Raw genomic sequence first — 22,766 nt, forward strand, 5'->3', positions numbered from 1 at the left:
CGAAATAGAAGAAGTACGTTCAGTAGCGGTTCTTTATGATGAAGAAGTAGAGCCAAAAGGTGTTACTCCACTTCTCAGATCAGCGCGTAAAGTTAATAAAAATAGTGTTACTTTTGGAGATCCTAGCACGGGTACTGTTGGATTACACAATGTTGGGCAAGGTAAAGTTGTAGAAAACTCAGCCGATGCCATCAATGGCTCTCAGCTTTTTGAGACCAATAAAACTGTTGCGTCTTATTTAGGTGGAGGTACAAGCTTTAAAGATGGTACATTCACAGGCCCAAGCTATAAATTATCCAGTGTTGATGCAAAAGGTGATGTAGTAGAAAAAACCTATGGTGATATTGGTTCAGCTTTTGAAGGAGTTGATACGAATTTCAAGAATGTGAATGACAACGTTACGAATAAGTTTAATGAACTTAACCAAAGTATCACGAACATTACGCAAGAAGTTAAGGGTGATGCGTTGTTGTGGGACAAGACTAAAGGTGCGTTTGTAGCAGAGCATGGAGAAGAAGGTAACAAAACGAAAAGTAAGATTACGTCACTTTCCAATGGCGATATTAGTGCAAGTTCAAGCGATGCCGTAGCAGGTAATCAGCTTCATGCTCTAGGAAGCAATGTTGCGAAGACTTTAGGCGGTAATGCGAGTTATGAGAATGGTAAATGGAATGCCCCAAGTTTCATAATCAAGCAGATTAGTGAGGACGGCACTTCTGAAGATAAGACGTATCAAGATGTTTCTACAGCCTTTACGGGTGTTGGTAACAGCTTCACGAATGTTGTTAAGAATTTTGATGATAAGCTTACCAAAACTACAGAAGAAATTAACAACAACATCACGAATATTACGCAAGAATTACAAGGCGATGCATTGTTGTGGAGCAAGAGTGATGGAGCCTTCATTGCCAAGCATGGAGAAGAAGGCAAAGAGAAAACGGCGAGTAAGATTAAGTATCTTGCACAAGGTGATATTTCTGCTACTTCAACAGAAGCTATTAATGGTTCACAGCTTCATTCTTTAGGAAACAATGTTGCACAATCTTTAGGTGGTGGCGCTAAGTATGAGGAAGGTAAATGGACTGCTCCAAGCTTCACGTTTAAGACAATTAAGGAAGATGGGAGTGAAGCAGAAGAGAAATACGAGAATGTTTCTGATGCGTTTGCTGGAGTTGGTAGTTCTTTCACAAATATTAAAAATGAGATAACTAACCAGATTAATCATCTTCAGTCTGATGATTCAGCCGTTGTTCATTATGATAAAGATGATAAAAATGGCACCGTTAATTATGGAAACATAACTTTTGGTGGTAAAGATAAAGTCGCCACAGCTCTCCACAATGTTGCGGATGGTAAGATTTCTGAGAATTCGCATGATGCCATCAATGGAGGCCAGATTAACACCATCTCTCAAGATGTTGCAAAGTTTTTAGGTGGTAGTTCAACATTTAACAACGGAGCTTTTACAAGCCCAACTTATCAATTATCTGATGTTTCTACAGAAGGTAATGTCACGGATAAGTCCTTTACTGATGTTGGCGCAGCATTTGAAGGTCTTGATACGAATATTAAGAATGTGAATAATCGTATTAAAGAAGTCTCAGAGGGCGTTGCAAAGGATTCTTTAAATTGGAGCGATGATAAGGGAGCGTTTGTTGCTCAGCATGGTGAGGAAAAAACGAATAGCAAGATTACGTCCCTTGCTGATGGTAATATTGCAACGGGTTCAAGTGACGCAGTTACAGGTTCACAGCTTTATTCAATGAACAATACACTTGCAACTTATTTAGGCGGTGGCACTAAGTATGAGAATGGTCAGTGGACAGTTCCAAGCTTTAAGGTTAACACTGTCAGTGAGGATGGTAGCAAGGTTGAAGAGAAGAGCTATGGAAGTGTATCGGAAGCCTTTGAAAGTGTTGGTACATCTTTCAGCAATCTTCATAAAGAGCTTAAGAATGAAATTAACCAAGTTGTTGGTGATAGTCTTGTCAAGCAGGATGAGGAAACCAAGGTCATCAAGATAGGTGCGGAGAAAGAGGGTACAGAAGTCACGGTTTCAAACAGCCATGGAGATACACGCAGTATCACTGGTGTGAAAGCAGCAACAGTTTCTGAAACCTCGACGGAAGCAGTAAATGGTTCACAACTTTATTCATTGAATCAGACACTAGCGAGCTACTTAGGGGGCGGAGCGAAGTATGAAGAAGGTCAATGGAGTGCTCCAAGCTTCAAGATAGTGAGCTTTAAAGAGGATGGAAGTTCTGAAGAAACAAGCTATGATAATGTTGCTGCTGCTTTTGCGGGTGTGAATAATTCCTTCACGAAGCTTCATCATGAGCTTTCAGACAATATTGAGCAGAATGCGTTGTTGTGGAGTGATGAAGATAAAGCTTTTGTAGCGCTTCATGGTAAAGGAGAGGAAAGAAGCAAGAGCAAGTTAAGTCATCTTGTTGATGGCGATATCTCGGAGGGTTCGACAGAAGCGATCACGGGTAACCAGTTGTATCAGTTGCATCAGACACTAGCGATGTATTTAGGGGGCGGAGCGAGCTATGCAGATGGTCAATGGCATGCGCCAGAATTCCATGTTGCACAATTCGGTGTGGATGGAAGTTCAGGTGATAAGGCGGTCTATCATGATGTTGCGAGTGCCTTTGATGGTGTCAGTGATAGTATGACGAGTATGAATGATCGTATAAAAGAGGTTTCGAACAATCTTGATACGAATGTTTTGACTTGGAGTGAAGAACAAGGAGCGTATGACGCTAGTCATAAGGGAGTACCGAGTAAGATTACGAATGTCTCTGATGGTAAGGTTGGGGAAGGTTCACAAGAAGTTGTGAATGGAGGCCAGCTCTGGACGACGAATGAGAAGGTAAAAAAGGTTGAGCAGAAGGTAGATACGATAAATCAACGTGTTAAAGATATTGAGGTTGCCGTTACCGATGGAGCTGTTAACTATGACAAAGATGATGATGGGAAAAAGACCAATAGCATTACGTTAGTAGGTGGTGATGACAGTGCGCCGGTATTAATAGATAATGTAGGTGATGGTAAGATAGAAAAAGGCTCTCATCAAGCAGTTAATGGAGGTCAGTTACATGACTATACAGCAGAGCAGATGAAGCTAGTTTTAGATGATGCGAAGAAATATACGGATGATCAAGTAAGCAGTCTTGTCAATAATGGTGTTAATGAGGCGAAAAGCTATACGGATATGAAGTTTGAGACGTTGAGTTATGCTGTTGAGGACGTCCGTAAGGAAGCAAGACAAGCGGCAGCTATTGGTTTGGCTGTGTCTAACTTGCGTTATTATGATATACCAGGTTCTTTAAGTATCTCATTTGGGAGTGGTTTGTGGCGCAGCCAATCAGCCCTTGCTTTTGGTGCTGGTTATACATCTGAAGATGGAAACATTCGCTCGAATGTATCTGTGACAAGTGCTGGAGGTCATTGGGGTATAGGCGCTGGGATTACGCTGAGGTTGAGATGATATTAGAAAAAATGACCATTATAAAAAAGAAAAGTGTTTTAGTGAAAATTCTGTTTGCTCTTGCCTTAATAGGCAAGAGCGAAAGCTTTGCTAACGAGAACAATAATATTTATACAGTGCATCCACCACACTTATCGATACCTAAGGGAGAACCTGGTGAGACACGCCGAATTATTATGCAGTTTTATGACTGGACTTTAATTTGTGATGAAAAACAAAAACTGAAACAGGGTATATGTAATGTGACACAGACTGTTCATGATCAAGAAGGAAATACCATTTTTAGTTGGTCTCTTGTTTCTACGACAAATGGTCAAGCAGTAATGCTTTTTCGAACATTGCCAAATTCTGATATAAATGCTCCGATTCAAATGTTTGTGAAGGGTGTAAAAAAACCTGTTTTCATTAATTATACGCAATGTAATGAAACGGTTTGTTTGGCACAATCATCTGTAGGACCAATTTTGACTAAACAAATAGAGCAGAACAATAAAGTACGTATTTCCTATAAGCTTAAAGAAGGAAGAGTATTTTCTTTTACTGTGCCATTTAAAGGATTAAATGCGGCCCTTAATTCTTTGCGCCGTTAGAATCTGTTGAGAATTTTTAACAAGAGGCATTTTTTTATAAATCCAAGAGTCATATTTTTATAAATAATTGTGTTATATTTTTGAATGTAAATTATAAGGTTAAATAAATAGAAAGTTGTATGTAATATGATAGAGAGGAGATTTACGAAGTAGTAGGAGTTTCATAAAGTGAAAATCATAATAACTGATTATATATAATAGAAACTCAAGTTAGAGTTTTCCACAAAGCCTAAAGAGTTGTTAGAAGAAAAAATATTAGAAATATTCAATTTTACATAAATAAAATATGGCTTTCTTACAATAATGGGTAATTGTTAATTTCCTTTTTAAGCTTCATATGGATTTTTAGAGTGATCTAATTAAGCATTAATATTTTTCAATTGAAGTGTTATAATAATAGATGAATTTATAATCCTAGAGAACTTTTTTGAACGAGTGTTTTTCTGTATATTTATGAGATAACAGCTATTGTAATTGTATTTTGTAATACCATAGATTTTTTATTCCAGCATAATCAAAGCCATTTCGTTGCATATAATAACTGAGGCTGGTCTGTGGATAGAGCGATTGAAAAAACTAAAAATTCTTCTTATAAATCATGTGAATATATAGGGTTTTGCAACATTAGGAGCCAGTAAATAGTACGATATATTGGTTTCTTACAATAGAGATATTGCTTCGTGTAAATAGTATAAAGAAAAGAGCAGAATTTACAAAAATTGATATGAACGTAAACGATTAACTTTCAGTTTTAAGTTCATAAAGAGAAGTATGATTTCATGAAAACAACTAAAAAGTTATATAAAATCTAAATGATGATAGTGTAGAAAATTTCGATGATAGGAAAAGAGGAAATAGTTTATTATATTTATCATTCTTGCTTTATTTAAAAATGAGCAGAAGAGTTTTCACGTTTATTTATTGGGGGAAATACTCAAGGGATAAGAGACATGACCCCGTTAAATTGTGGTTCAAAAGAGCTAAAACGAGAAAAAAAACACGATACCGAAGTAGATAAGTTATATGATCGGTCTGGTAGTAATAAAAATAATAGTTCTATATTATCACGAACAGAGGCGTATTCTATCCACGTTAATATAAAAAAACAACAGAGAAAAAAACAATGTAAACAGAAACAGGTTTTTATCCCATTGGAGACAGCTTTTGGGTTTCATCGTCAAACGGTGACAGGTGCTCAAAAAACAAAAAAACTCAAAATACCCTTTCTTCGACGGTATTCTCAAGTAAAATCTCCACCTTTTTATGCAGCACTTGATTTGGGAACGAATAATTGTCGTCTTCTGATCGCGTCTCCCAGTAAGCCTGGATATTTTCGTGTTGTTGATGCTTTTTCTCGTATTGTACGGTTGGGAGAAGGTTTAATAAATAACGGTTTTCTTAATGCACAAGCTATGGATCGTGCGATTGAAGCATTAAAGATTTGTCATCTAAAGCTAAAACAAAGGCATATTAAGCGTTATCGTTTGATTGCAACGGAAGCTTGTCGTTCAGCAGAAAATGGTAAACATTTTATTCAGCGTGTTTTAGATGAGACAGGTCTTGAATTGGAAATTGTTGATCGGCAAACAGAAGCTCGTTTTGCTGTTACAGGATGTAGTACACTTGTTGAACCAAATACTGATGCAATTGTACTTTTTGATATTGGAGGAGGATCATCAGAAATTGTGCTCCTTGATGTTTCTCAAAAGCGTTCTTTTCGTTTAGCTGGACAAATTATTGCTTGGACTTCTCTGCCTGTTGGGGTTGTTACGCTTGCTGAACGTTTTGGAGGAAATAAGATCAATTTAGATGATTTTGAAAAAATGAAAAGTTATGTGCGAAGGTTGTTAAATAATTTTTCAGATCGTCATAAATTAGGAGAGTTAGCACGAGGATCAAAATTTCATCTTTTGGGAACCTCTGGTACGGTTACGACTTTAGCAGGAATGTATCTTAATTTAGAGCGCTATGATAGGAGAAAAGTGGATGGCATTTGGATGAATGATGCTGATGTTACGCTTATGACAAAACGCTTATTGTCATGGGATATAGAAAAACGTGTCATAAGTCCTTTTATTGGGCGCGAGAGAGCAGATTTAATTTTAGCAGGTTGTGCAATTTTAGATGTTATTAGAGAAGTTTGGCCAAGTCAGCGTTTAAGAGTTGCTGATCGTGGATTAAGAGAAGGAATTTTGATAGAGTTGATGTTACGCGATGGTGTATGGTGTCGTCGTAAAAAGAGAAGAGATTTCAAGCGTTAGAGAATTAAATATGGAGACAATGAATAACGATGAAAAAAACAACAAAAACACCCAAAGGTGGTTATGGAGGTTCAGGGTCACATGAATTATATCAGCGTGTAAAAAAGAAAGCAGGAACCATTAAAGCTTCATCACGGCGTTGGTTAGAGAGGCATCTGAATGATCCCTATGTTCATCAATCAAAAGTAGATGGTTATCGTTCGCGCGCGGCTTATAAACTCATTGAAATTAATGAGCGTTATAAGTTTTTGAAAAAAGGTCAAAAGGTTATTGATTTAGGAGCAGCACCGGGGGGATGGTGTCAGGTAGCTGAGCGCATAGTAGGGTCAAGCGATGAAAAACCTAGTGTTGTTGGCATTGATTATTTGCATGTTGATCCATTGCCTAGAGTTGCGATGTTAGAAATGGATTTTTTGCATGTAGATGCACCGCAGAAATTAATTGAAACTTTAGGAACAAAACCAGATGTGGTTCTTTCTGATATGGCTGCGCCAACAACAGGTCATCGTCAGACGGATCATTTAAGAACGATTCATTTATGTGAAGTTGCGGCTGATTTTGCTCTTTCGGTTCTCAAGCCTGGGGGACATTTTTTAGCAAAGGCTTTTCAAGGAGGGGCAGAAAATACTCTTCTTACAATATTAAAACAGCATTTTAAAAAAGTTTATCATGTTAAACCACCCGCCAGTCGATCAGAATCAGTGGAGCTTTATCTTCTCGCTCTTGAATTTAAGGGAAAAACAAAAATACAAGAATAGCGTCTTCTTTTAAAAAGGCTTGAACTTTACTTAACCTATTTAAATGTAATGATTTTTTCAAAGAGTTATCAGAGATAGTGACAGTTTTTCTGTTATCAATGATGAAAAACTGGTAAAATTAATGTATTGCCTATAGAGGTAGAGAGATTGATTCCTCAGTGAGTGCTTCCAATGAAATTTCTTGATCAAGCTAAAGTGTATATTCGTTCTGGGCATGGAGGTTCTGGGGCAGTATCATTTCGCCGTGAAAAATTCATAGAATTTGGGGGACCAGATGGGGGGAATGGAGGACGGGGTGGTGATGTTTGGGCTCTTGTTGTTGATGGGCTTAACACACTGATTGATTATCGCTACCAACAGCATTTTAAAGCAAAAACAGGGGGGCATGGCAAGGGACGTAATATGACGGGTGAGAAGGGTGATGATATTATCCTCAAAGTGCCGGTTGGAACACAAATTTTTGAAGAAGATAATACAACGTTAATCTGTGACTTAACACAAGTGGGGCAACGTTATCGTCTTGCAAAAGGAGGGAATGGCGGTTTTGGCAATCTTCATTTTWCGACATCGACAAATCGGGCACCGCGCCGTGCAAATCCAGGTTTAGCAGGGGAAGAGCGTGCAATATGGCTTCGTTTGAAGTTAATTGCTGATGCGGGACTTGTTGGTTTGCCTAATGCCGGAAAATCAACATTTTTAGCTTCTGTGACGGCGGCAAAGCCAAAGGTTGCAGATTATCCTTTTACCACTCTTCATCCTCATCTTGGTGTTGTACGAATTGATGGTCGTGAATTTGTTTTGGCTGATATCCCGGGGTTAGTCGAAGGAGCCCATGAAGGGGTGGGAATTGGAGACCGTTTTTTAGGACATGTGGAACGTTGTCGTGTCCTTCTTCATTTGATTTCTGCTCAAGAAGAAGATGTAGAAAAAGCATATCAAATTGTCCGTCATGAACTTGAGGCTTATGGAAATAATCTAAGTGATAAGACTGAAATTGTTGCTTTAAGCCAGATAGATACGCTCACGATTGAAGAGCGTAAAACGAAGCAGGAAGCTTTGCAAAGAGTAACGGATCAACCTGTTATGATGTTTTCTGCGGTTAGCCGCGAAGGTTTAGAAAATGTGCTGCGTGCTGGTGCACATATTATTGAAATGTCACGCAAAGAGGAGATTGGTGGGGATAGCAGGATTGATTGAGATGGCTGTTGGATTGCAAAAACTCACACACTATAAACGTATTGTAGTCAAGATTGGGTCTGCACTTTTGGTTGATCCTCAGACAGGTTTACGCGTTGAATGGCTTAAAAGCTTAATCAATGATATTGTTGAATTGCACAAAGGAGGCGTAGAGATCTTATTGGTGTCTTCAGGTGCTATTGCGCTAGGAAGGACATTGCTACAGCTTCCAAAAGGAGCTTTGAAATTGGAAGAAAGTCAGGCATGTGCTGCTTTAGGACAAATTGAATTAGCAAAAACCTATGGTGATGCGCTTGCACAACATGGGCTCAAAACAGGTCAGATTTTGCTCACTTTATTTGATACGGAAGAGCGAAGGCGTTATCTCAATGCACGTGCGACGATTAATGTGCTTTTACGTTTTGGAGCAGTGCCTGTTATTAATGAGAATGATACTGTTGCGACAAATGAAATTCGTTATGGTGATAATGATCGCTTAGCTGCACGTGTGGCAACAATGATGGGGGCAGATCTTTTAATACTTTTATCTGATATTGATGGTCTTTATACAAAGTCTCCCCATTGTGATCCGACGGCTGAATTTGTTCCTTTTATTGCGTCCATTACGCATGATATAGAAAAAATGGCAGACGTTGCTGCTTCAGAGTTTTCACGGGGAGGAATGAAAACTAAGCTTGATGCTGGAAAGATAGCCAATGCTGCTGGAACGGCGATGATTATTACTTCAGGAAAGCGTATGAATCCCCTTGCGGCGATTGACAAAGGTGAACGCAAGAGTTTTTTTGCAGCCGGTGAGAAATCTGTTAGTGCTTGGAAAACATGGATTTCTGGTCATTTAGATCCGTCTGGTATTTTGACGATTGATCAAGGAGCCATTAAGGCTCTTGAAGAAGGAAAATCACTATTAGCAGCAGGGGTTATTGCCGTTGAGGGAAATTTTCATCGTGGGGATACGGTTGCAATTGTTGATACAAATGGAGTTGAAATTGCGCGCGGACTTGTAAGTTATGGCAAAGATGAAGCTGTACGTATTATAGGATGTAAAAGCGAAGAAATAGAATCTATTCTTGGGTATGAGGCACGCTCTGCTATGGTGCATCGTAATGATATGATTTTACGCTGCTTGACCAATTCTGTTTAAAAAAATTACTTTAGTTTTATTGTTTTAATAGAGTGAATGATATGATGACTTTAGAAGAACAAATGAAAGATATGGGGCAAAAAGCACGCCATGCTGCTGCAGCATTGGCAGTTGCTTCTACTGAGCAAAAGAACAATGCGTTGGAAATGATTGCTTTAAGCTTAGAGGCTCACTCAGATGAAATTTTACGGGCGAATTATTTGGATTTAGAGAAGGCCTCTCAGAATAATTTAAAGGCTGCAATGGTTGATCGGCTCAAATTAGATGAATTGCGTTTGGGTGCAATGATAGAGAGTGTTCGTCAAGTTGCTCGTTTATCTGATCCTGTTGGGCAGGTCATAAATGCGTGGACACGCCCCAATGGGCTTCATATAAGTCGTGTACGGACACCTCTTGGTGTGATTGGCATTATTTATGAAAGCCGTCCAAATGTTACAATTGATGCGAGCGCTTTATGCTTAAAATCTGGTAATGCTGCGATTTTGCGCGGTGGTTCAGATAGTTTTCATTCTTCACATGCACTTCATTGTGCATTAGTACAAGGTTTAGAGCGCTCTGGTTTACCTAAAGATGTGATTCAAATGGTTGAAACGACAGATCGCGCTGCCGTTGGGGAAATGCTTAAAGGATTGGATGGAGCAATTGATGTAATCATACCGCGTGGTGGAAAGAGTCTTGTGGCGCGCGTTCAGTCTGATGCACGTGTTCCAATTTTTTCCCATTTAGAGGGGCTTTGTCATATTTATATTGATAAATCGGCAGATTTAGATATGGCATGCAATATTGTTTTAAATGCAAAATTGCGTCGGACAGGGATATGTGGTGCTGTTGAAACAGTTCTCATTGACAGCCAAGCATTAAGAAAGTTTCTTCCTGTTTTGACTGCTTTACAGGAGAAAGGGTGTGAAATCCGTGCTACAGAAGATATTGCTTTTCTCATGCCAGATGTAAAATTAGCCACTGAAGAGGATTGGTCGCATGAATATCTTGATGCTATTCTTTCTGTTAAAACCGTAGAGGGGGTTGAGGGAGCCATTGCTCATATTAAGCGTTATTCATCAGGACATACGGAATCGATTATTGCTGAGGATATGGAAGTGGTGAAGAATTTTTTTAATCATTTAGATTCAGCTATTTTATTGCACAATGCGTCCACACAATTTGCTGATGGAGGTGAATTTGGTTTTGGAATGGAAATTGGTATCGCAACAGGAAAAATGCATGCACGTGGTCCCATAGGTGTTGAACAGCTAACATCATTTCAATATCATATTAAAGGCAATGGTCAGGTTAGAGCTTGAAAAATCCATTTTTTCCATGGAAAAATCGTATGCCACCTGTTGAAAGATCCAATGTTGTGGGTCTTTTTGGTGGTTCTTTTAATCCGCCGCATGCGGGGCATCTTCTTGTTGCAAAAATTGCTATTCGGCGTTTACACCTTGACCAATTATGGTGGATGGTTAGTCCAGGAAATCCTTTAAAAGATTGTAAACAGTTACTCCCTTTAGAGGAGAGAATGCGATTAAGTTTTAAACTTATTGATCATCCGAAAATTCGCTTAACAGGTTTTGAGCAGGCTATAGGGAGCAAAGTATCAAATGATACGATTTTTCATATTCTGAACCATTACAGTGATGTAAATTTTGTATGGATTATGGGGGCAGATAGTTTTACAACGATTCATCATTGGTATCGATGGCGTGATATTGTTTCTATGATTCCTATTGCGATTATTGATCGTCCTTTAGGTAATAGATCGGCATTCTCTTCTCCTATGGCACATATCTATCGGTGGTTTCGTTTAGATGAACGAAAAAGTAAGAAATTACCTTTTATAAAACCGCCAGTTTGGACTTATTTGCATGGACCTTTATCTTTTCAATCTTCAACAAAACTTCGTTTGAAGAAGAATGATTTTTTTTGAACAATTTATAAGATTCTGCTTCTCTTTAGAGAAAGCTTTTTTACATTCCATAACGATAAGAAAGGAATATTGATCTGAAAAACGTTGTACACAAGCATTCTTATGGTATTAGATTTTCAACAGAAAAAAAATTTTTTTCTGTTAATGAGAGTCTTGAAATTATTCTTAAGAGTTTAGAAGATACAAAAGCAGAAGATATTGTTGCGATTGATATTCAAGGAAAGTCACCTTTGGCTGATTATATGGTCATAGCTTCAGCAAATTCGCAGCGTCATGTGTCTTCTATTGCTGATCATTTGTTACGCACTTGGAAAGACAGTGGGCAGGGCCTTGCGCGTGTAGAAGGGCTTGCTGGAGGTGATTGGGTATTGATTGATACAGGTGATATTATCATTCATCTTTTTCGTCCAGAAATTCGTCTTTTTTATAATTTAGAAAAAATATGGATGGCTCCAGATGTAAACAATACAACATCTGTTCTCTTTGGAGATCATTAAAATGCAAATTTCTATTTTTGCGGTTGGTCGTATGAAAAGTGGGGCGGAGCAAAAATTAGTTCAGCATTATTTAGATCGTTTTTCTAAAATTTCTGGAGCTGTAGGATTTCATTTAAAAAAGTTACAGGAGATACCAGAAAGTCGTGCTCAAACAGCATGTCAGCGTATGGAGGAAGAGGGGAGGAGACTTATTGAATTTTTACCTGAAAAATGTCAATTAATAGTGTTAGATGAGCGTGGAGAGTCGATTTCTTCAGCTGCTTTTGCTGAAAAATTGGGATTTTATCGCGATGAAGGCACTCGAGATGTTATCATTGCATTGGGAGGACCTGATGGGCATAATGAACAGATAAGAAATCGTGCTGATTTTCTTTTATCTTTTGGTTTTATGACATGGCCACATCAAATTGCTCGTATTCTTCTTACAGAACAACTTTACCGTGCTGTAACAATTGCAAACTACCATCCGTATCACCGTTTTTAACATTTTTGTGCAATTTTTAGCATTTATTTATATATTTATTAATATAGTTTTAGCCGAAACCATTTAAAGCATTTCTCATGTATACAATGAGGTGTTATGGTTTTTGCAAATGAAAAAGCTTCTTCATAGAAAGATGCGATATTGATATGGGGAATGTGTGATATTTGTCATCTCACTCTTGAGTATGTTTTTTTGCTTTTCTGTATCGCATGCGGAAGATACAATGAGGAGTACGCAAGTACATAAAGAATTGGGAGAAATTCGTCAAAATATTTCACTTTCGCGTGAGCGTATTACTTTGCTTACGCGTCAAGTTGAACATTTAAAAAAAGATCAACATATTTTGAGTGATGCACTCATAAAAGCGGCTCAAGAAGAACGTAAAGTCGCAGATGATATTGCTGAAAGGGAAGAAAAGCTTAAAAAGATGATAGAAAAACGGGTGCAAGTCTATCAAAGTTTAAAAAATCGTCGCGCTGAGTTTGCGGCAGTTCTTGCAATTTTAGAACGTATGGGATTGAATCCACCTCCAGCTCTTATGATACAGCCAGAGGATGTGTTGGCTTCTATGCGCAGTTCTGTTTTATTAGGGCATGTCATTCCTCATATACAAGAGAAAACACGAAATTTAACAGAGAAACTCAAAGAGTTGACTAATTTAAGCAATTCCATTACTACGCAATATACGGCGTTAAAGGCAAAACTGCAAAGTCAAGCAGAGCAGCAAAAACGTCTAGAGCTTTTATTAGACAAAAAGAACAAACTACAAAAAAAATCAGAAAAAGAACTTACAGAACAGCAACAAAGAAATATTGCTCTTGCTAAAAAAGCGCGGACTTTGGAAGAATTGATTTCAGAGCTTGATCATCAATCAAAATTTAGCTCTGATTCATCAATACAGATACGGAAAAGTTTACAATTGTTAGAGCAGTCCAATTTTGAAAGTCGAAAAGGGTCTTTACTTTTTCCTGTTTCAGGAAAAAGAATGCGATCTTCTCATAAGAATTCGCAGATTACGCGCTTTGGTGAGACGGTAGAAACAGAATCAGGGGCTGTTGTTGTATCGCCTGCGGATGCTTTTGTTGCTTTTGCTGGGCCATTTCGTTCTTATGGACAGTTAATCATTCTCAATGTTGGAAATGGTTATCATATCATTCTTACCGGAATGTCGAAAATTAATGTAAAACAGGGGCAGTTTGTTCTTTCAGGTGAGCCTCTGGGTATGATGGGGATGCAATTTATTGCAAATAGTGTTGCATTGGATATAGGAAAAGCTACTCCAATGCTTTACATTGAGTTTAGAAAGCAGGGAAAGCCTGTAAATCCAACTCCTTGGTGGCAGACTGAAAAAATGAGAAGGAGCCCAAATGATTCGTAAAGCTATTGTTTTGATTGCTGGGGTATTGCTCGGCGCCTGTTCAATGATTATGGTGCAGTCTGTTGCTGCGAATAATGAAGATAACGTATATAAAAAGTTGGCCATATTTGGTGATGTTTTTGAGCGCGTGCGTAGGCAATACGTCACAGTTCCAGATGATAAAAAACTTATTGAAAATGCCATCAATGGCATGCTCACATCATTGGATCCCCATTCATCTTATTTGAATGCTGAAGAAGCCAAGGATATGCGGGATTCTACAAAAGGAGAATTCGGAGGTCTTGGTATTGAGGTCACTATGGAAAATAACTTAATTAAAGTTGTTTCACCGATGGATGATACTCCCGCTTCAAAAGCAGGTATTTTAGCAGGGGATCTTATTTCAAAAATTGATGATGTACAAACGAATGGTCAAACATTGAATGAAGCTGTTAATAAAATGCGAGGGGCTCCTGGAACGCCAATTACCTTGACAATTATTCGTTCTGGCGTTGATAAGCCATTTGAAATTAAGATTATTCGTGATATCATCAAGGTAAAGGCGGTGAAATATCGCGTTGAGGATAACATTGGATATTTAAGAGTTATCCAATTTTCTGAGCAGACATTAGGTAATCTTCTGGCAGCAATTGAAGATATCCAATCTAAAATTCCTGAAGATAAGCTAAAAGGTTATGTTCTTGATTTGCGGCTTAATCCTGGTGGGCTTTTAGATCAAGCTGTTAATGTTTCGAGTGCTTTTCTCAATAAAGGTGAAATTGTGTCGACTCGTGGACGCAAAAAGAGTGATGTGACGCGATTTGATGCGAAACCAGGGGATGTCATCAATGGAAAACCACTTATTGTCCTTATTAATGGTGGTTCGGCAAGTGCTTCTGAAATTGTTGCAGGTGCCCTACAAGATCACCGTCGTGCAACAATTTTAGGGACGCAATCTTTCGGAAAAGGATCTGTTCAAACGATTATTCCTTTGGGTGAAAATGGAGCTTTACGCTTAACAACAGCGCTTTATTACACACCATCTGGCACTTCTATTCAAGGAACAGGGATCACACCTGATATTATTGTAGAGCAACCTCTTCCTGAAAAATATAAGGGTTATGATGTCAAAGTTGGTGAGTCTGCTTTAAAAGGACATATCAAAGGAAAACGAGAAAATAATAAAGGCTCTGGTTCAGCTGCTTTTGTTCCGCAAGATCCTAAGGATGATATTCAATTGAATGAGGCTTATAAATTGTTACGGGGGGAGATGGCCAATGCAGCATTTCCACCAGATCCTGATAAAGATGTATTAAAGTGAGGAATGATATCGATAGCTTGCGCTTTTGAGGAATATAAATGGATGCAGATGTTAATTTGAAAACTCTTCCTTATCGCAGATGTGTTGGGATTGTTGTCTTTAATCATGAAGGTAAAGTTTGGGTCGGGCGTCGTTTAATGACGCCTGCTCATGCGGATATTGAAATATCTCATCGTTGGCAGCTTCCTCAAGGAGGGATTGATGAAGATGAAAAGCCATTAGATGCGGCATATCGTGAACTTTATGAAGAAACGGGTATTCGATCTATAAAGTTGATTAAAGAAGCGCAAAATTGGTTCCACTATGATTTTCCACAAGAACTTGTTGGAAGTGCATTAAGCAACAAATATCGTGGGCAAATGCAAAAATGGTTTGCGTTTCAGTTTACGGGAGAGCTTTCTGAAATTGCAATTAATCCACCGCCAGACGGCAATAAAGCGGAATTCGATCAATGGAAATGGACTGATCTAGAAGCCCTTCCTTCGATTGTTGTTTCTTTTAAAAGGCGTGTTTATATGAGAGTTGTCAACGAATTTCGAGGTAGCCTTAAGCCATTATAAAGGCTATATGACTACGAGAAAGCTTTTTTTATTAAGATGCTTTATATAATGTAATTATTTATAGATGATAAACATGTTTCTCTTTTACGTAAAGAACAGGAATATAAAAATGAAAAAGTTATTTAATTTACTCATAGTTTGTGCTCTTTTGAGTATTTCATCTGTTGCATTTGCAACAAGTCCAAAGCCTTCTGCGCCGAAAGAGGCAGCAGCGACATTGCCAAACGGCGCTTCTTCTTTGACTGAAACCTATGGTTTGTGGACCATTAACTGTGGGTTACAAGAAGGGAAAAAAATCTGTTTTATGCACCGTCAAGAAGTGAATGAGCAGGGGCGTGTTATTGTGGCTATGAGCCTGATTCTCAATTCTGAGGGTGCTGTAACTGGTAATTTGACAGTTCCTTTTGGCATTTTGGTTTCTAAGCCTGTTCGTTTACAAGTTGATGAGGGAAAAGCGGTTATTGAAACCGGCATTCGGACTTGTGTACCAGCAGGTTGCATGGTTCCAGTTGCTTTTGACAAAAATCACGTAGCAGCTTTACGTTCTGGAAAACAATTAAAGTTGGCGATGACAATTGCGGCTGCAGGTGAACCAGCTTTAAATGATTTATTTGTTCAGCTCGATGGTTTTAGTAATGCCCTTAACCGTTTGACTGCTTTGCAGAAATAATTTTAACAACAAAAACGGCTTTTTAAGGCCGTTTTTAGTTTTTGCGTATATGATCATTCAAACGATGAGATTTAAGGTTAATCTTATAATTAAGAGGTTTTAAAGTTTTCAGATTATTTTCTGTTTCTTTTCTTTCCATTGCACTATTTTTAATTTTGATATTTATCTTCTCGCTTCATCATCATTAAATGGAGAGGTGGAGAATTTGGAATATTTAGTCTTTTATTCATAGAATATTAGAGTATAAATATTGTATTCAATATACAGACTTATCTTAACGAAGGCTTTTTATACGCTTTTCTGTTTCCTGGATTGAAAGAGATAACGCATGGTTTATGCATTGCTTCAAACGATTGATTTGATTTTTAATATTTATATTGATATTTTAATTGCTAGTGTCATTTTTTCTTGGCTTTATGTTTTTAATATCATAAATTCGCGCAACCGCTTTGTTATTTTGATAGGAAACTTTTTATATCGCCTTACAAATCCCATTTTAAACCCTATCCGGCGGATTTTACCAAATTTGGGAACAATTGATATTTCGCCTATTGTGGTATTTATTATTATTTATTTTATTCGTACTTTTATGTGGCGCGCTTACGCAAGCATGTATCTATAGAAATGTGATTTGAGGCAAATATATGTTTTATCAAGTTGATAAAAATAGCTTGATTTTGTTTGTATACCTCATTCCCAAATCATCCGTTGACAAAATAATAGGGATTGAATGTAAGGATGGTGAGAAACAATATCTTGTTATACGCCTTCGTGCTGTTCCTGAAGATGGAAAGGCAAATAAGGCTCTCATTAAATTTTTTGCGAAGCAGTGGAAAATTCCATCTTCTTCTATTTCTCTGAAAAGCGGTGCAACATCTCGCTACAAACAACTTTATTTTTCAACACATTTAGAAGAGCTAAAGCAGATATGGCAATCCTTTAAAGATTGTATCTCGTAGAAAAAATAAATAACAAAGCCTATTTTTTAATAGGCTTTATTTTATTAAAATTGTTATATTTCCTTATTGCGTTCAACAGCTTGCTTAATTAATTCATGAGCAAAGTTTTTATCACGCCACCCTTCAATTTTAGCCCATTTCCCAGGTTCCAAATCTTTATAATGCTTGAAGAAATGTTCAATTTGTTTAAGTGTAATCTCAGGCAAGTCTGTGTAGTCATGAATATTGAGATAGCGTTTTGTTAATTTTGGCGTGGGAATGGCAATAATCTTTTCATCTTTACCACCATCATCTTCCATCATCAAAGCCCCAATGGGGCGAACATTGATCACACATCCAGGCATCAGTGGACGGGTATTACAGATAAGAACATCAATAGGATCTCCGTCATCTGAAAGGGTATGAGGGACAAAACCATAATTTCCAGGATAAACCATTGAGGTATGAAGAAAACGGTCAACGAATAATGCGCCCGACTTTTTATCCATCTCATATTTTATTGGTTGACCACCAAGAGAGACTTCCACAATAACATTAATATCTTCTGGTGGGTTTTTGCCCACGGGTATTTCCTTAATATTCATAGAGACATCCTTTCTGGGATTAAAGTAAGGCTTACAATCAAATATTTTATCAAAGAGATTAAAATTAGCTTGAAATTGATGCACGTGTTTTTTCAAAACGTTTACGTTCATTGGGATCAAGATAAAGTTTGCGGAGACGAATATTTTTAGGGGTCACCTCCACAAGTTCGTCATCTTGTATCCATGATAGGGCACGTTCTAGGGTCATTTTAATGGGAGGCGTTAACTTTACGGCTTCATCTTTCCCAGAAGCGCGCATATTGGTAAGTTTTTTTCCTTTTAAAACATTGACTTCTAAGTCGTTATCCCGTGAGTGGATGCCAATAATCATACCTTGATAGACTTTCACACCTGCATCAATGATCATAGGCCCGCGATCTTCAAGATTAAAAAGAGCATAAGCGACAGATTCACCGTTGTCATTTGAAATCATAACACCATTAACACGCCCAGCAATGTCTCCTTTATAAGGTTCATAAGCATGGAAAAGGCGATTCATAATTGCTGTACCACGGGTATCCGTTAAAAGTTCAGATTGATAACCAATGAGTCCTCGAGTGGGCGCATAAAAAACAAGGCGGATACGATTACCTCCAGAAGGGCGTAATTCCACCATTTCGCCTTTACGTTCAGACATTTTTTGTACAACAGTACCGGAATATTCTTCATCAACATCGATAACAACTTCTTCAATGGGCTCGAGAGTTATTCCATTTTCATCTTTTTGCATCACAACACGTGGGCGTGAAACACTAAGCTCAAATCCTTCACGGCGCATATTTTCAATGAGAACTGCAAGTTGCAATTCTCCTCGTCCTGAAACGTAGAAAGAATCTTTATCGGCTGATTCTTCAATTTTAAGAGCGACATTACCCTCTGCTTCTTTTAACAAACGGTCACGGATGACACGGCTTGTTACTTTATCTCCTTCTGTTCCAGCAAGGGGACTATCGTTGACAAGAAAACTCATCGTAACAGTAGGAGGGTCAATGGGTTGGGCAGTAAGGGGTTCATTGACAGCTGGATCACAGAAAGTATCCGCAACGGTACCTTTTTGTAGACCAGCAATTGCAACAATATCACCAGCATTTCCTTCTTCAATAGATTGCCGTTCGAGACCACGAAATGCCAAAATTTTCGAGATACGTCCAGTTTCTAAAAGTTTTCCATCTTGCCCAAGGACCTTAACATTTTGATTGGGCTTTAGAGAGCCGGAATGAATACGACCTGTAATAATTCGTCCCAAAAATGGATCTGCTTCAAGAATAGTTCCAATCATGCGGAATGGTCCTTCTGCTACATTAGGAGAAGGAACATGCCGTGTTACAAGATCAAATAAAGGACCCAGTCTTTGATCTTTTGGTCCCTCTGGAGCTTCAGCCATCCATCCATCGCGCCCCGAGCCGTAAAGAATAGGAAAGTCCAGCTGTTCGTCGGTTGCATCAAGAGCGGCAAAAAGGTCAAAAACCTCATTAATAACCTCATCAACGCGTGCGTCAGGTCGGTCAATTTTATTAATAGCAACAATAGGACGCAAACCCACCTTCAATGCTTTGCCAACAACAAATTTTGTTTGTGGCATGGGGCCTTCAGCAGCATCAACAAGGACGATAGCGCCATCAACCATGTTTAGAATACGTTCAACTTCTCCACCAAAGTCGGCATGTCCTGGTGTATCAACGATATTAATTCGGGTATCTTTCCAAACAACAGATGTCACTTTTGCTAGAATTGTAATTCCACGTTCTTTTTCAATATCGTTTGAATCCATCATACGTTCGCTTGTACGCTGATTATCACGGAAGTTTCCTGATTGCTTGAGAAGCCCGTCTACAAGCGTTGTTTTCCCATGGTCAACGTGGGCAATGATGGCAATGTTACGCAATTGCATAAATTTTCTTCTTTTCGTTTAATGAAATTTCACTTGAGGCAAAGTCTTTACATTCTTTGCCTGACTATTAAAAAGCCTTTTACATGTTTTTTTATAATTTTGGAAGATGGAGGCCATATTTTTATAGCAAAACGATTTATCCAAGTCTTTAATGCTCTATGAAGCCTTAATTGCTGGAGTTTCGTAAAGAATTTCATAGTTCGTGTGTGTTCTATTTTGGAGCCAAGGATTGTCCATAAGTCACTGTCAATTGGATTTTTATCAATATGAAGTAAGGAATTGATGTGAACGCCTTTAAGAATAAGTAAAGCAAGCTTTGCCATTTGTTGTTTTGCAAAAAGATTGGTAAAAATTCGAAATATTTCTCAATCTATAACCAATCTATTGGCAGTATTATTTCTAATAAAGCTTTTGCTTCTTTTGGAGTTTTTCAATCAACAGCCCGATTTAATGCAACCGCATATTTGAGATAAATATTGAGATTTAAGAATTTTATAAGAAGTTCTAGCCTTTGTATGCTTGATGAGAAGAAAAATGGTATCTGTTAGATTTATTTATGAAACAAGAATACAGCCTTATTTAGAAAGAATATGAAGGCATCAAAGAAAAGTTTTTCTCTTTACCGCTATTTTTAATTTTGTTTTATGCTTTCAAAAGCATCTCAAGAAATACATTTTAAACCATCGAGATTGGGGTATTTTCTACACCTTTGTTTATCTACTTTATAGAATGATACTTCTCATGCAAATAAAACGGTTCAAACAGAATCCACCTGTTGTTGCGCATTTATGTCTTCTTTTAAAGAGAGGTATCTTAACATCACACATCCATTTCATGATAGGACCAATGGATACTATAATATACGTGAATGAAATACGATCAATTCCTTTGTGAAGTGTATAAACTCTATATCACTTCCATTACTATTATTGTCTTAGCTGTCAATATAGCGACAGCTTTTGTATTTGAGAGAGAACGTAAGAAGTATTTTACTCCTTTTTTGAATAATTTTCATCCACACATCCATCTGCTTTTGGCAGGTAAGAAGATGATTTTATGAGAAGGCGATGATGAGGTAATTTTACGGTATTTTGAGCTATTATTCGATATAAAAATGATGAATTATCATTATGAAGTGCTGTATTATTTATAAAATAAGGCGCTAGAAAACAAATAATAGAGCTTTTGCTCTTATGGAAAGATCTGAAACGATATGATAAGATCTTTCCATAAGGGTATGTTTTTATTTCACATGTTTAAAGAAGAGTTCCTGACAAAATGAGGGAAGCTACAGAAAAATAGATTATAATACCCATGACATCTACCAAAGTTGCTACAAAGGGAGCAGAAGCACTTGCTGGGTCAAATTTTAAACCTTTAAGGATAAAGGGCAACATAGAGCCAGAGAGAGAACCGAAGGTAACGATGCCAACTAAAGCTGTGCCTACAGTTGTTGAAACAGCAATCCAATGTTGTCCATAGTCATAGATACCGAGTTGTTGCCAAAGGGCGATGCGCGTAACACCAATAATTCCGAGTAAAAGACCAAGGGATAGTCCTGTTGGAATTTCACGAATGATAACTTTCCACCAGTCTTTCAGTGTGAGTTCACGTAAAGCCAATGCGCGAATAATTAGGGATGTAGCTTGAGAACCAGAATTTCCTCCTGAACTCATAATGAGAGGAATAAACAGTGTAAGAATAATCGCTTTTTCAAGTTCCGTTTCGAAATGTTGCATAGCGCTTGCTGTGAGCATTTCACCGATAAAGAGTAAAGCGAGCCAGCCGCCGCGTTTTTTCATCATTTCAGGAAATTTGATTTGCATATAGGGTTTATTAAGCGCTTCCATACCCCCAAATTTGTAGGCATCTTCATTCATCTCATCGACCATGGTATCAAGCACATCGTCAACGGTTACAATGCCAATGACATGGTTGTTTTCATCAACGACGGGCACTGAGAGAAGGTCATGGCGCTGAAAAAGGCGCGCAATATCTTCATGATGTGTGAAAGGTGATATTGTAATGGGCGAGTCATGGGTAGGGACATTAAGAATTTGTTCATCAGGTGAGGCAAGAATAAGGTTACGCAGTGAAACAGCTTTGAGAAGAGTCCCAGTTTTGGGGTCAATCACATAGCTGGTATAAACTGTTTCACGTGTTCGCTCGACCTCACGAATGTGATCCAAAGTTTTTTGTATGGTCCAGTTTGAAGGAACTGCTATAAACTCCGTTGTCATCAGTGCTCCTGCTGTATGATCAGGATAACTGGTGAGTTTTTTAAGTTCAGCGCGCGTTAAGGGTTTAAGTAAGGCATAAAGCCGTGTGCGGGTTTCTTTATCCATTTCTTGAAAGACGTCTGCAGCAGCATCTGCAGACATGCCATCAAGAATTTCAACAGCACGATTTATGGGTAGAAGTTCCAAAATAGCAACAGGTTGTTCAAGCTCTGGTTTATCAAAAAGTTCGATAACATACTCAAGAGGCAGAAGACTAAGAATAGTTACACGTTCCATGATATCGAGGTCATTAATGATATCAATAGAGTCTGCAAAATGTTGACTTTTTAATTTTTCAGCGAGAGCTTCAGGAGAAAAATTTTTGAAGTCAAATGTCGTTTTGATTTCAGTCATGATAAAGTGCCTCCTGAAAAGTTGGAGCGTTATAAATCTAGATAAGATGACGAGATAAAAAATAAAAATTTATGGAAGATTCGAAAAAACCTCCCCAATTATATTCTCAATTGTTAATATTTTAAATAAAATCAAGGGTAAATTATAAGTTATAAACAAGATTTTGAAAACACTAAAAGCAAGAATACAGCCTCATTTAGGGATAATATGAAGGCGTCAACGTAAAAATAAATTTTCATTTTTACCATTATTTCTTTAGTTAATTTTGCAATTTTCGAAAAAATCTACAATGATACCTTATAAAGGGTAGAGATTATACTTTTCTTCAAAATTTTATTTTTTTACATTCTTTATAGGGTTACGCCTTAAAAAAGCACAATACCCTTACGTTGCAAATTTATACGCTTGTTTTAAAGAAATATTTCTCAGCACACGTCACACCCATT

19 protein-coding genes are annotated in these 22,766 nt (G+C 37.8%); 16 read left to right on the forward strand and 3 right to left on the reverse strand.

Annotated features, from left to right (window positions below; genetic code table 11):
• The 16 genes from CEV08_RS01845 to CEV08_RS01920 form a co-directional block, all read left to right on the forward strand.
• Positions 1-3,493: Vomp family autotransporter (locus CEV08_RS01845; RefSeq protein ID WP_180753536.1), on the forward strand; the 3,493-nt coding region annotated here is incomplete at its 5' end.
• On the forward strand, positions 3,490-4,083 hold the full coding sequence (locus CEV08_RS01850) for an invasion associated locus B family protein (RefSeq protein WP_100130091.1): 594 nt from the start codon (positions 3,490-3,492) through the stop codon (positions 4,081-4,083). The genes CEV08_RS01845 and CEV08_RS01850, both read left to right, overlap by 4 nt.
• 950 nt (positions 4,084-5,033) lie before the next feature.
• Positions 5,034-6,344, forward strand: coding sequence for a Ppx/GppA phosphatase family protein (locus CEV08_RS01855; protein WP_100130092.1), 1,311 nt, complete (start codon positions 5,034-5,036; stop codon positions 6,342-6,344).
• Between the two features lie 29 nt (positions 6,345-6,373).
• A complete protein-coding gene (locus CEV08_RS01860; RefSeq protein WP_100130093.1) occupies positions 6,374-7,102 on the forward strand; it encodes an RlmE family RNA methyltransferase in 729 nt (242 codons plus the stop codon).
• Between the two features lie 171 nt (positions 7,103-7,273).
• A complete protein-coding gene (gene obgE, locus CEV08_RS01865) occupies positions 7,274-8,299 on the forward strand; it encodes a GTPase ObgE (protein WP_100130094.1) in 1,026 nt (341 codons plus the stop codon).
• 1 nt (position 8,300) lies between these two features.
• Positions 8,301-9,440, forward strand: a complete 1,140-nt coding sequence (gene proB, locus CEV08_RS01870) for a glutamate 5-kinase (RefSeq protein WP_100130203.1) — start codon at positions 8,301-8,303, stop codon at positions 9,438-9,440.
• 44 nt (positions 9,441-9,484) lie between these two features.
• Positions 9,485-10,741: a glutamate-5-semialdehyde dehydrogenase gene (locus CEV08_RS01875; RefSeq protein ID WP_100130204.1), complete on the forward strand. Its 1,257-nt coding sequence runs from the start codon at positions 9,485-9,487 to the stop codon at positions 10,739-10,741.
• 29 nt (positions 10,742-10,770) lie between these two features.
• Complete coding sequence (locus tag CEV08_RS01880; RefSeq protein ID WP_100130095.1) at positions 10,771-11,364, forward strand: nicotinate-nucleotide adenylyltransferase; 594 nt, start codon at positions 10,771-10,773, stop codon at positions 11,362-11,364.
• Between the two features lie 68 nt (positions 11,365-11,432).
• On the forward strand, positions 11,433-11,861 hold the full coding sequence (gene rsfS, locus CEV08_RS01885; RefSeq protein WP_100130096.1) for a ribosome silencing factor: 429 nt from the start codon (positions 11,433-11,435) through the stop codon (positions 11,859-11,861).
• 1 nt (position 11,862) lies between these two features.
• Entirely contained in the window at positions 11,863-12,345 is a 483-nt protein-coding gene (gene rlmH, locus CEV08_RS01890) for a 23S rRNA (pseudouridine(1915)-N(3))-methyltransferase RlmH (RefSeq protein ID WP_100130097.1), read from the forward strand.
• Between the two features lie 184 nt (positions 12,346-12,529).
• Positions 12,530-13,723 carry a murein hydrolase activator EnvC family protein gene (locus CEV08_RS01895; RefSeq protein WP_100130098.1) on the forward strand — a complete coding sequence of 398 codons (1,194 nt, stop codon included), beginning with the start codon at positions 12,530-12,532 and terminating at the stop codon, positions 13,721-13,723.
• Positions 13,713-15,023, forward strand: coding sequence for a S41 family peptidase (locus CEV08_RS01900; RefSeq protein ID WP_100130099.1), 1,311 nt, complete (start codon positions 13,713-13,715; stop codon positions 15,021-15,023). The genes CEV08_RS01895 and CEV08_RS01900 overlap by 11 nt, the downstream gene beginning before the upstream one ends.
• A gap of 38 nt (positions 15,024-15,061) precedes the next feature.
• Positions 15,062-15,583 carry an RNA pyrophosphohydrolase gene (locus CEV08_RS01905; RefSeq protein WP_100130100.1) on the forward strand — a complete coding sequence of 174 codons (522 nt, stop codon included), beginning with the start codon at positions 15,062-15,064 and terminating at the stop codon, positions 15,581-15,583.
• A gap of 109 nt (positions 15,584-15,692) precedes the next feature.
• Entirely contained in the window at positions 15,693-16,253 is a 561-nt protein-coding gene (locus CEV08_RS01910; RefSeq protein ID WP_100130101.1) for an invasion associated locus B family protein, read from the forward strand.
• 328 nt (positions 16,254-16,581) lie between these two features.
• Positions 16,582-16,875 (forward strand): YggT family protein, encoded by a 294-nt coding sequence (locus tag CEV08_RS01915; protein ID WP_100130102.1) that lies wholly within the window; start codon positions 16,582-16,584, stop codon positions 16,873-16,875.
• A gap of 22 nt (positions 16,876-16,897) precedes the next feature.
• Positions 16,898-17,212 carry a DUF167 domain-containing protein gene (locus tag CEV08_RS01920; RefSeq protein ID WP_100130103.1) on the forward strand — a complete coding sequence of 105 codons (315 nt, stop codon included), beginning with the start codon at positions 16,898-16,900 and terminating at the stop codon, positions 17,210-17,212.
• 53 nt (positions 17,213-17,265) lie between these two features.
• Here the strand turns inward: CEV08_RS01920 and ppa are convergent, their stop codons facing one another.
• The 3 genes from ppa to mgtE form a co-directional block, all read right to left on the reverse strand.
• On the reverse strand, positions 17,266-17,796 hold the full coding sequence (gene ppa / locus CEV08_RS01925) for an inorganic diphosphatase (RefSeq protein WP_100130104.1): 531 nt from the start codon (positions 17,794-17,796) through the stop codon (positions 17,266-17,268).
• A 64-nt stretch (positions 17,797-17,860) separates the two neighbouring features.
• Positions 17,861-19,687, reverse strand: coding sequence for a translational GTPase TypA (gene typA / locus CEV08_RS01930; RefSeq protein WP_100130105.1), 1,827 nt, complete (start codon positions 19,685-19,687; stop codon positions 17,861-17,863).
• Positions 19,688-20,943: 1,256 nt separating this feature from the next.
• The gene (gene mgtE / locus CEV08_RS01945; RefSeq protein ID WP_100130108.1) at positions 20,944-22,320 is read right to left on the reverse strand and encodes a magnesium transporter; all 1,377 of its coding nucleotides are present in this window, start codon (positions 22,318-22,320) and stop codon (positions 20,944-20,946) included.
• Between the last annotated feature and the right edge of the window lie 446 nt (positions 22,321-22,766).

Origin of the sequence: Bartonella tribocorum (genome assembly GCF_002778015.1) — a bacterium.
GTDB lineage: Bacteria > Pseudomonadota > Alphaproteobacteria > Rhizobiales > Rhizobiaceae > Bartonella > Bartonella tribocorum_B.

What these genes read in the sequence shown, in the direction of transcription:
- typA (WP_100130105.1), bottom strand. Translation starts at nt 19,687, where the DNA reads ATGCAATTGCGTAACATTGCCATCATTGCCCACGTTGACCATGGGAAA.
- CEV08_RS01855 (WP_100130092.1), top strand. Translation starts at nt 5,034, where the DNA reads ATGACCCCGTTAAATTGTGGTTCAAAAGAGCTAAAACGAGAAAAAAAA.
- CEV08_RS01920 (WP_100130103.1), top strand. Translation starts at nt 16,898, where the DNA reads ATGTTTTATCAAGTTGATAAAAATAGCTTGATTTTGTTTGTATACCTC.
- CEV08_RS01860 (WP_100130093.1), top strand. Translation starts at nt 6,374, where the DNA reads ATGAAAAAAACAACAAAAACACCCAAAGGTGGTTATGGAGGTTCAGGG.
- CEV08_RS01900 (WP_100130099.1), top strand. Translation starts at nt 13,713, where the DNA reads ATGATTCGTAAAGCTATTGTTTTGATTGCTGGGGTATTGCTCGGCGCC.
- CEV08_RS01910 (WP_100130101.1), top strand. Translation starts at nt 15,693, where the DNA reads ATGAAAAAGTTATTTAATTTACTCATAGTTTGTGCTCTTTTGAGTATT.
- proB (WP_100130203.1), top strand. Translation starts at nt 8,301, where the DNA reads ATGGCTGTTGGATTGCAAAAACTCACACACTATAAACGTATTGTAGTC.
- CEV08_RS01850 (WP_100130091.1), top strand. Translation starts at nt 3,490, where the DNA reads ATGATATTAGAAAAAATGACCATTATAAAAAAGAAAAGTGTTTTAGTG.
- CEV08_RS01915 (WP_100130102.1), top strand. Translation starts at nt 16,582, where the DNA reads ATGGTTTATGCATTGCTTCAAACGATTGATTTGATTTTTAATATTTAT.
- ppa (WP_100130104.1), bottom strand. Translation starts at nt 17,796, where the DNA reads ATGAATATTAAGGAAATACCCGTGGGCAAAAACCCACCAGAAGATATT.
- mgtE (WP_100130108.1), bottom strand. Translation starts at nt 22,320, where the DNA reads ATGACTGAAATCAAAACGACATTTGACTTCAAAAATTTTTCTCCTGAA.
- CEV08_RS01905 (WP_100130100.1), top strand. Translation starts at nt 15,062, where the DNA reads ATGGATGCAGATGTTAATTTGAAAACTCTTCCTTATCGCAGATGTGTT.
- CEV08_RS01895 (WP_100130098.1), top strand. Translation starts at nt 12,530, where the DNA reads ATGTTTTTTTGCTTTTCTGTATCGCATGCGGAAGATACAATGAGGAGT.
- CEV08_RS01875 (WP_100130204.1), top strand. Translation starts at nt 9,485, where the DNA reads ATGACTTTAGAAGAACAAATGAAAGATATGGGGCAAAAAGCACGCCAT.
- CEV08_RS01880 (WP_100130095.1), top strand. Translation starts at nt 10,771, where the DNA reads ATGCCACCTGTTGAAAGATCCAATGTTGTGGGTCTTTTTGGTGGTTCT.
- rlmH (WP_100130097.1), top strand. Translation starts at nt 11,863, where the DNA reads ATGCAAATTTCTATTTTTGCGGTTGGTCGTATGAAAAGTGGGGCGGAG.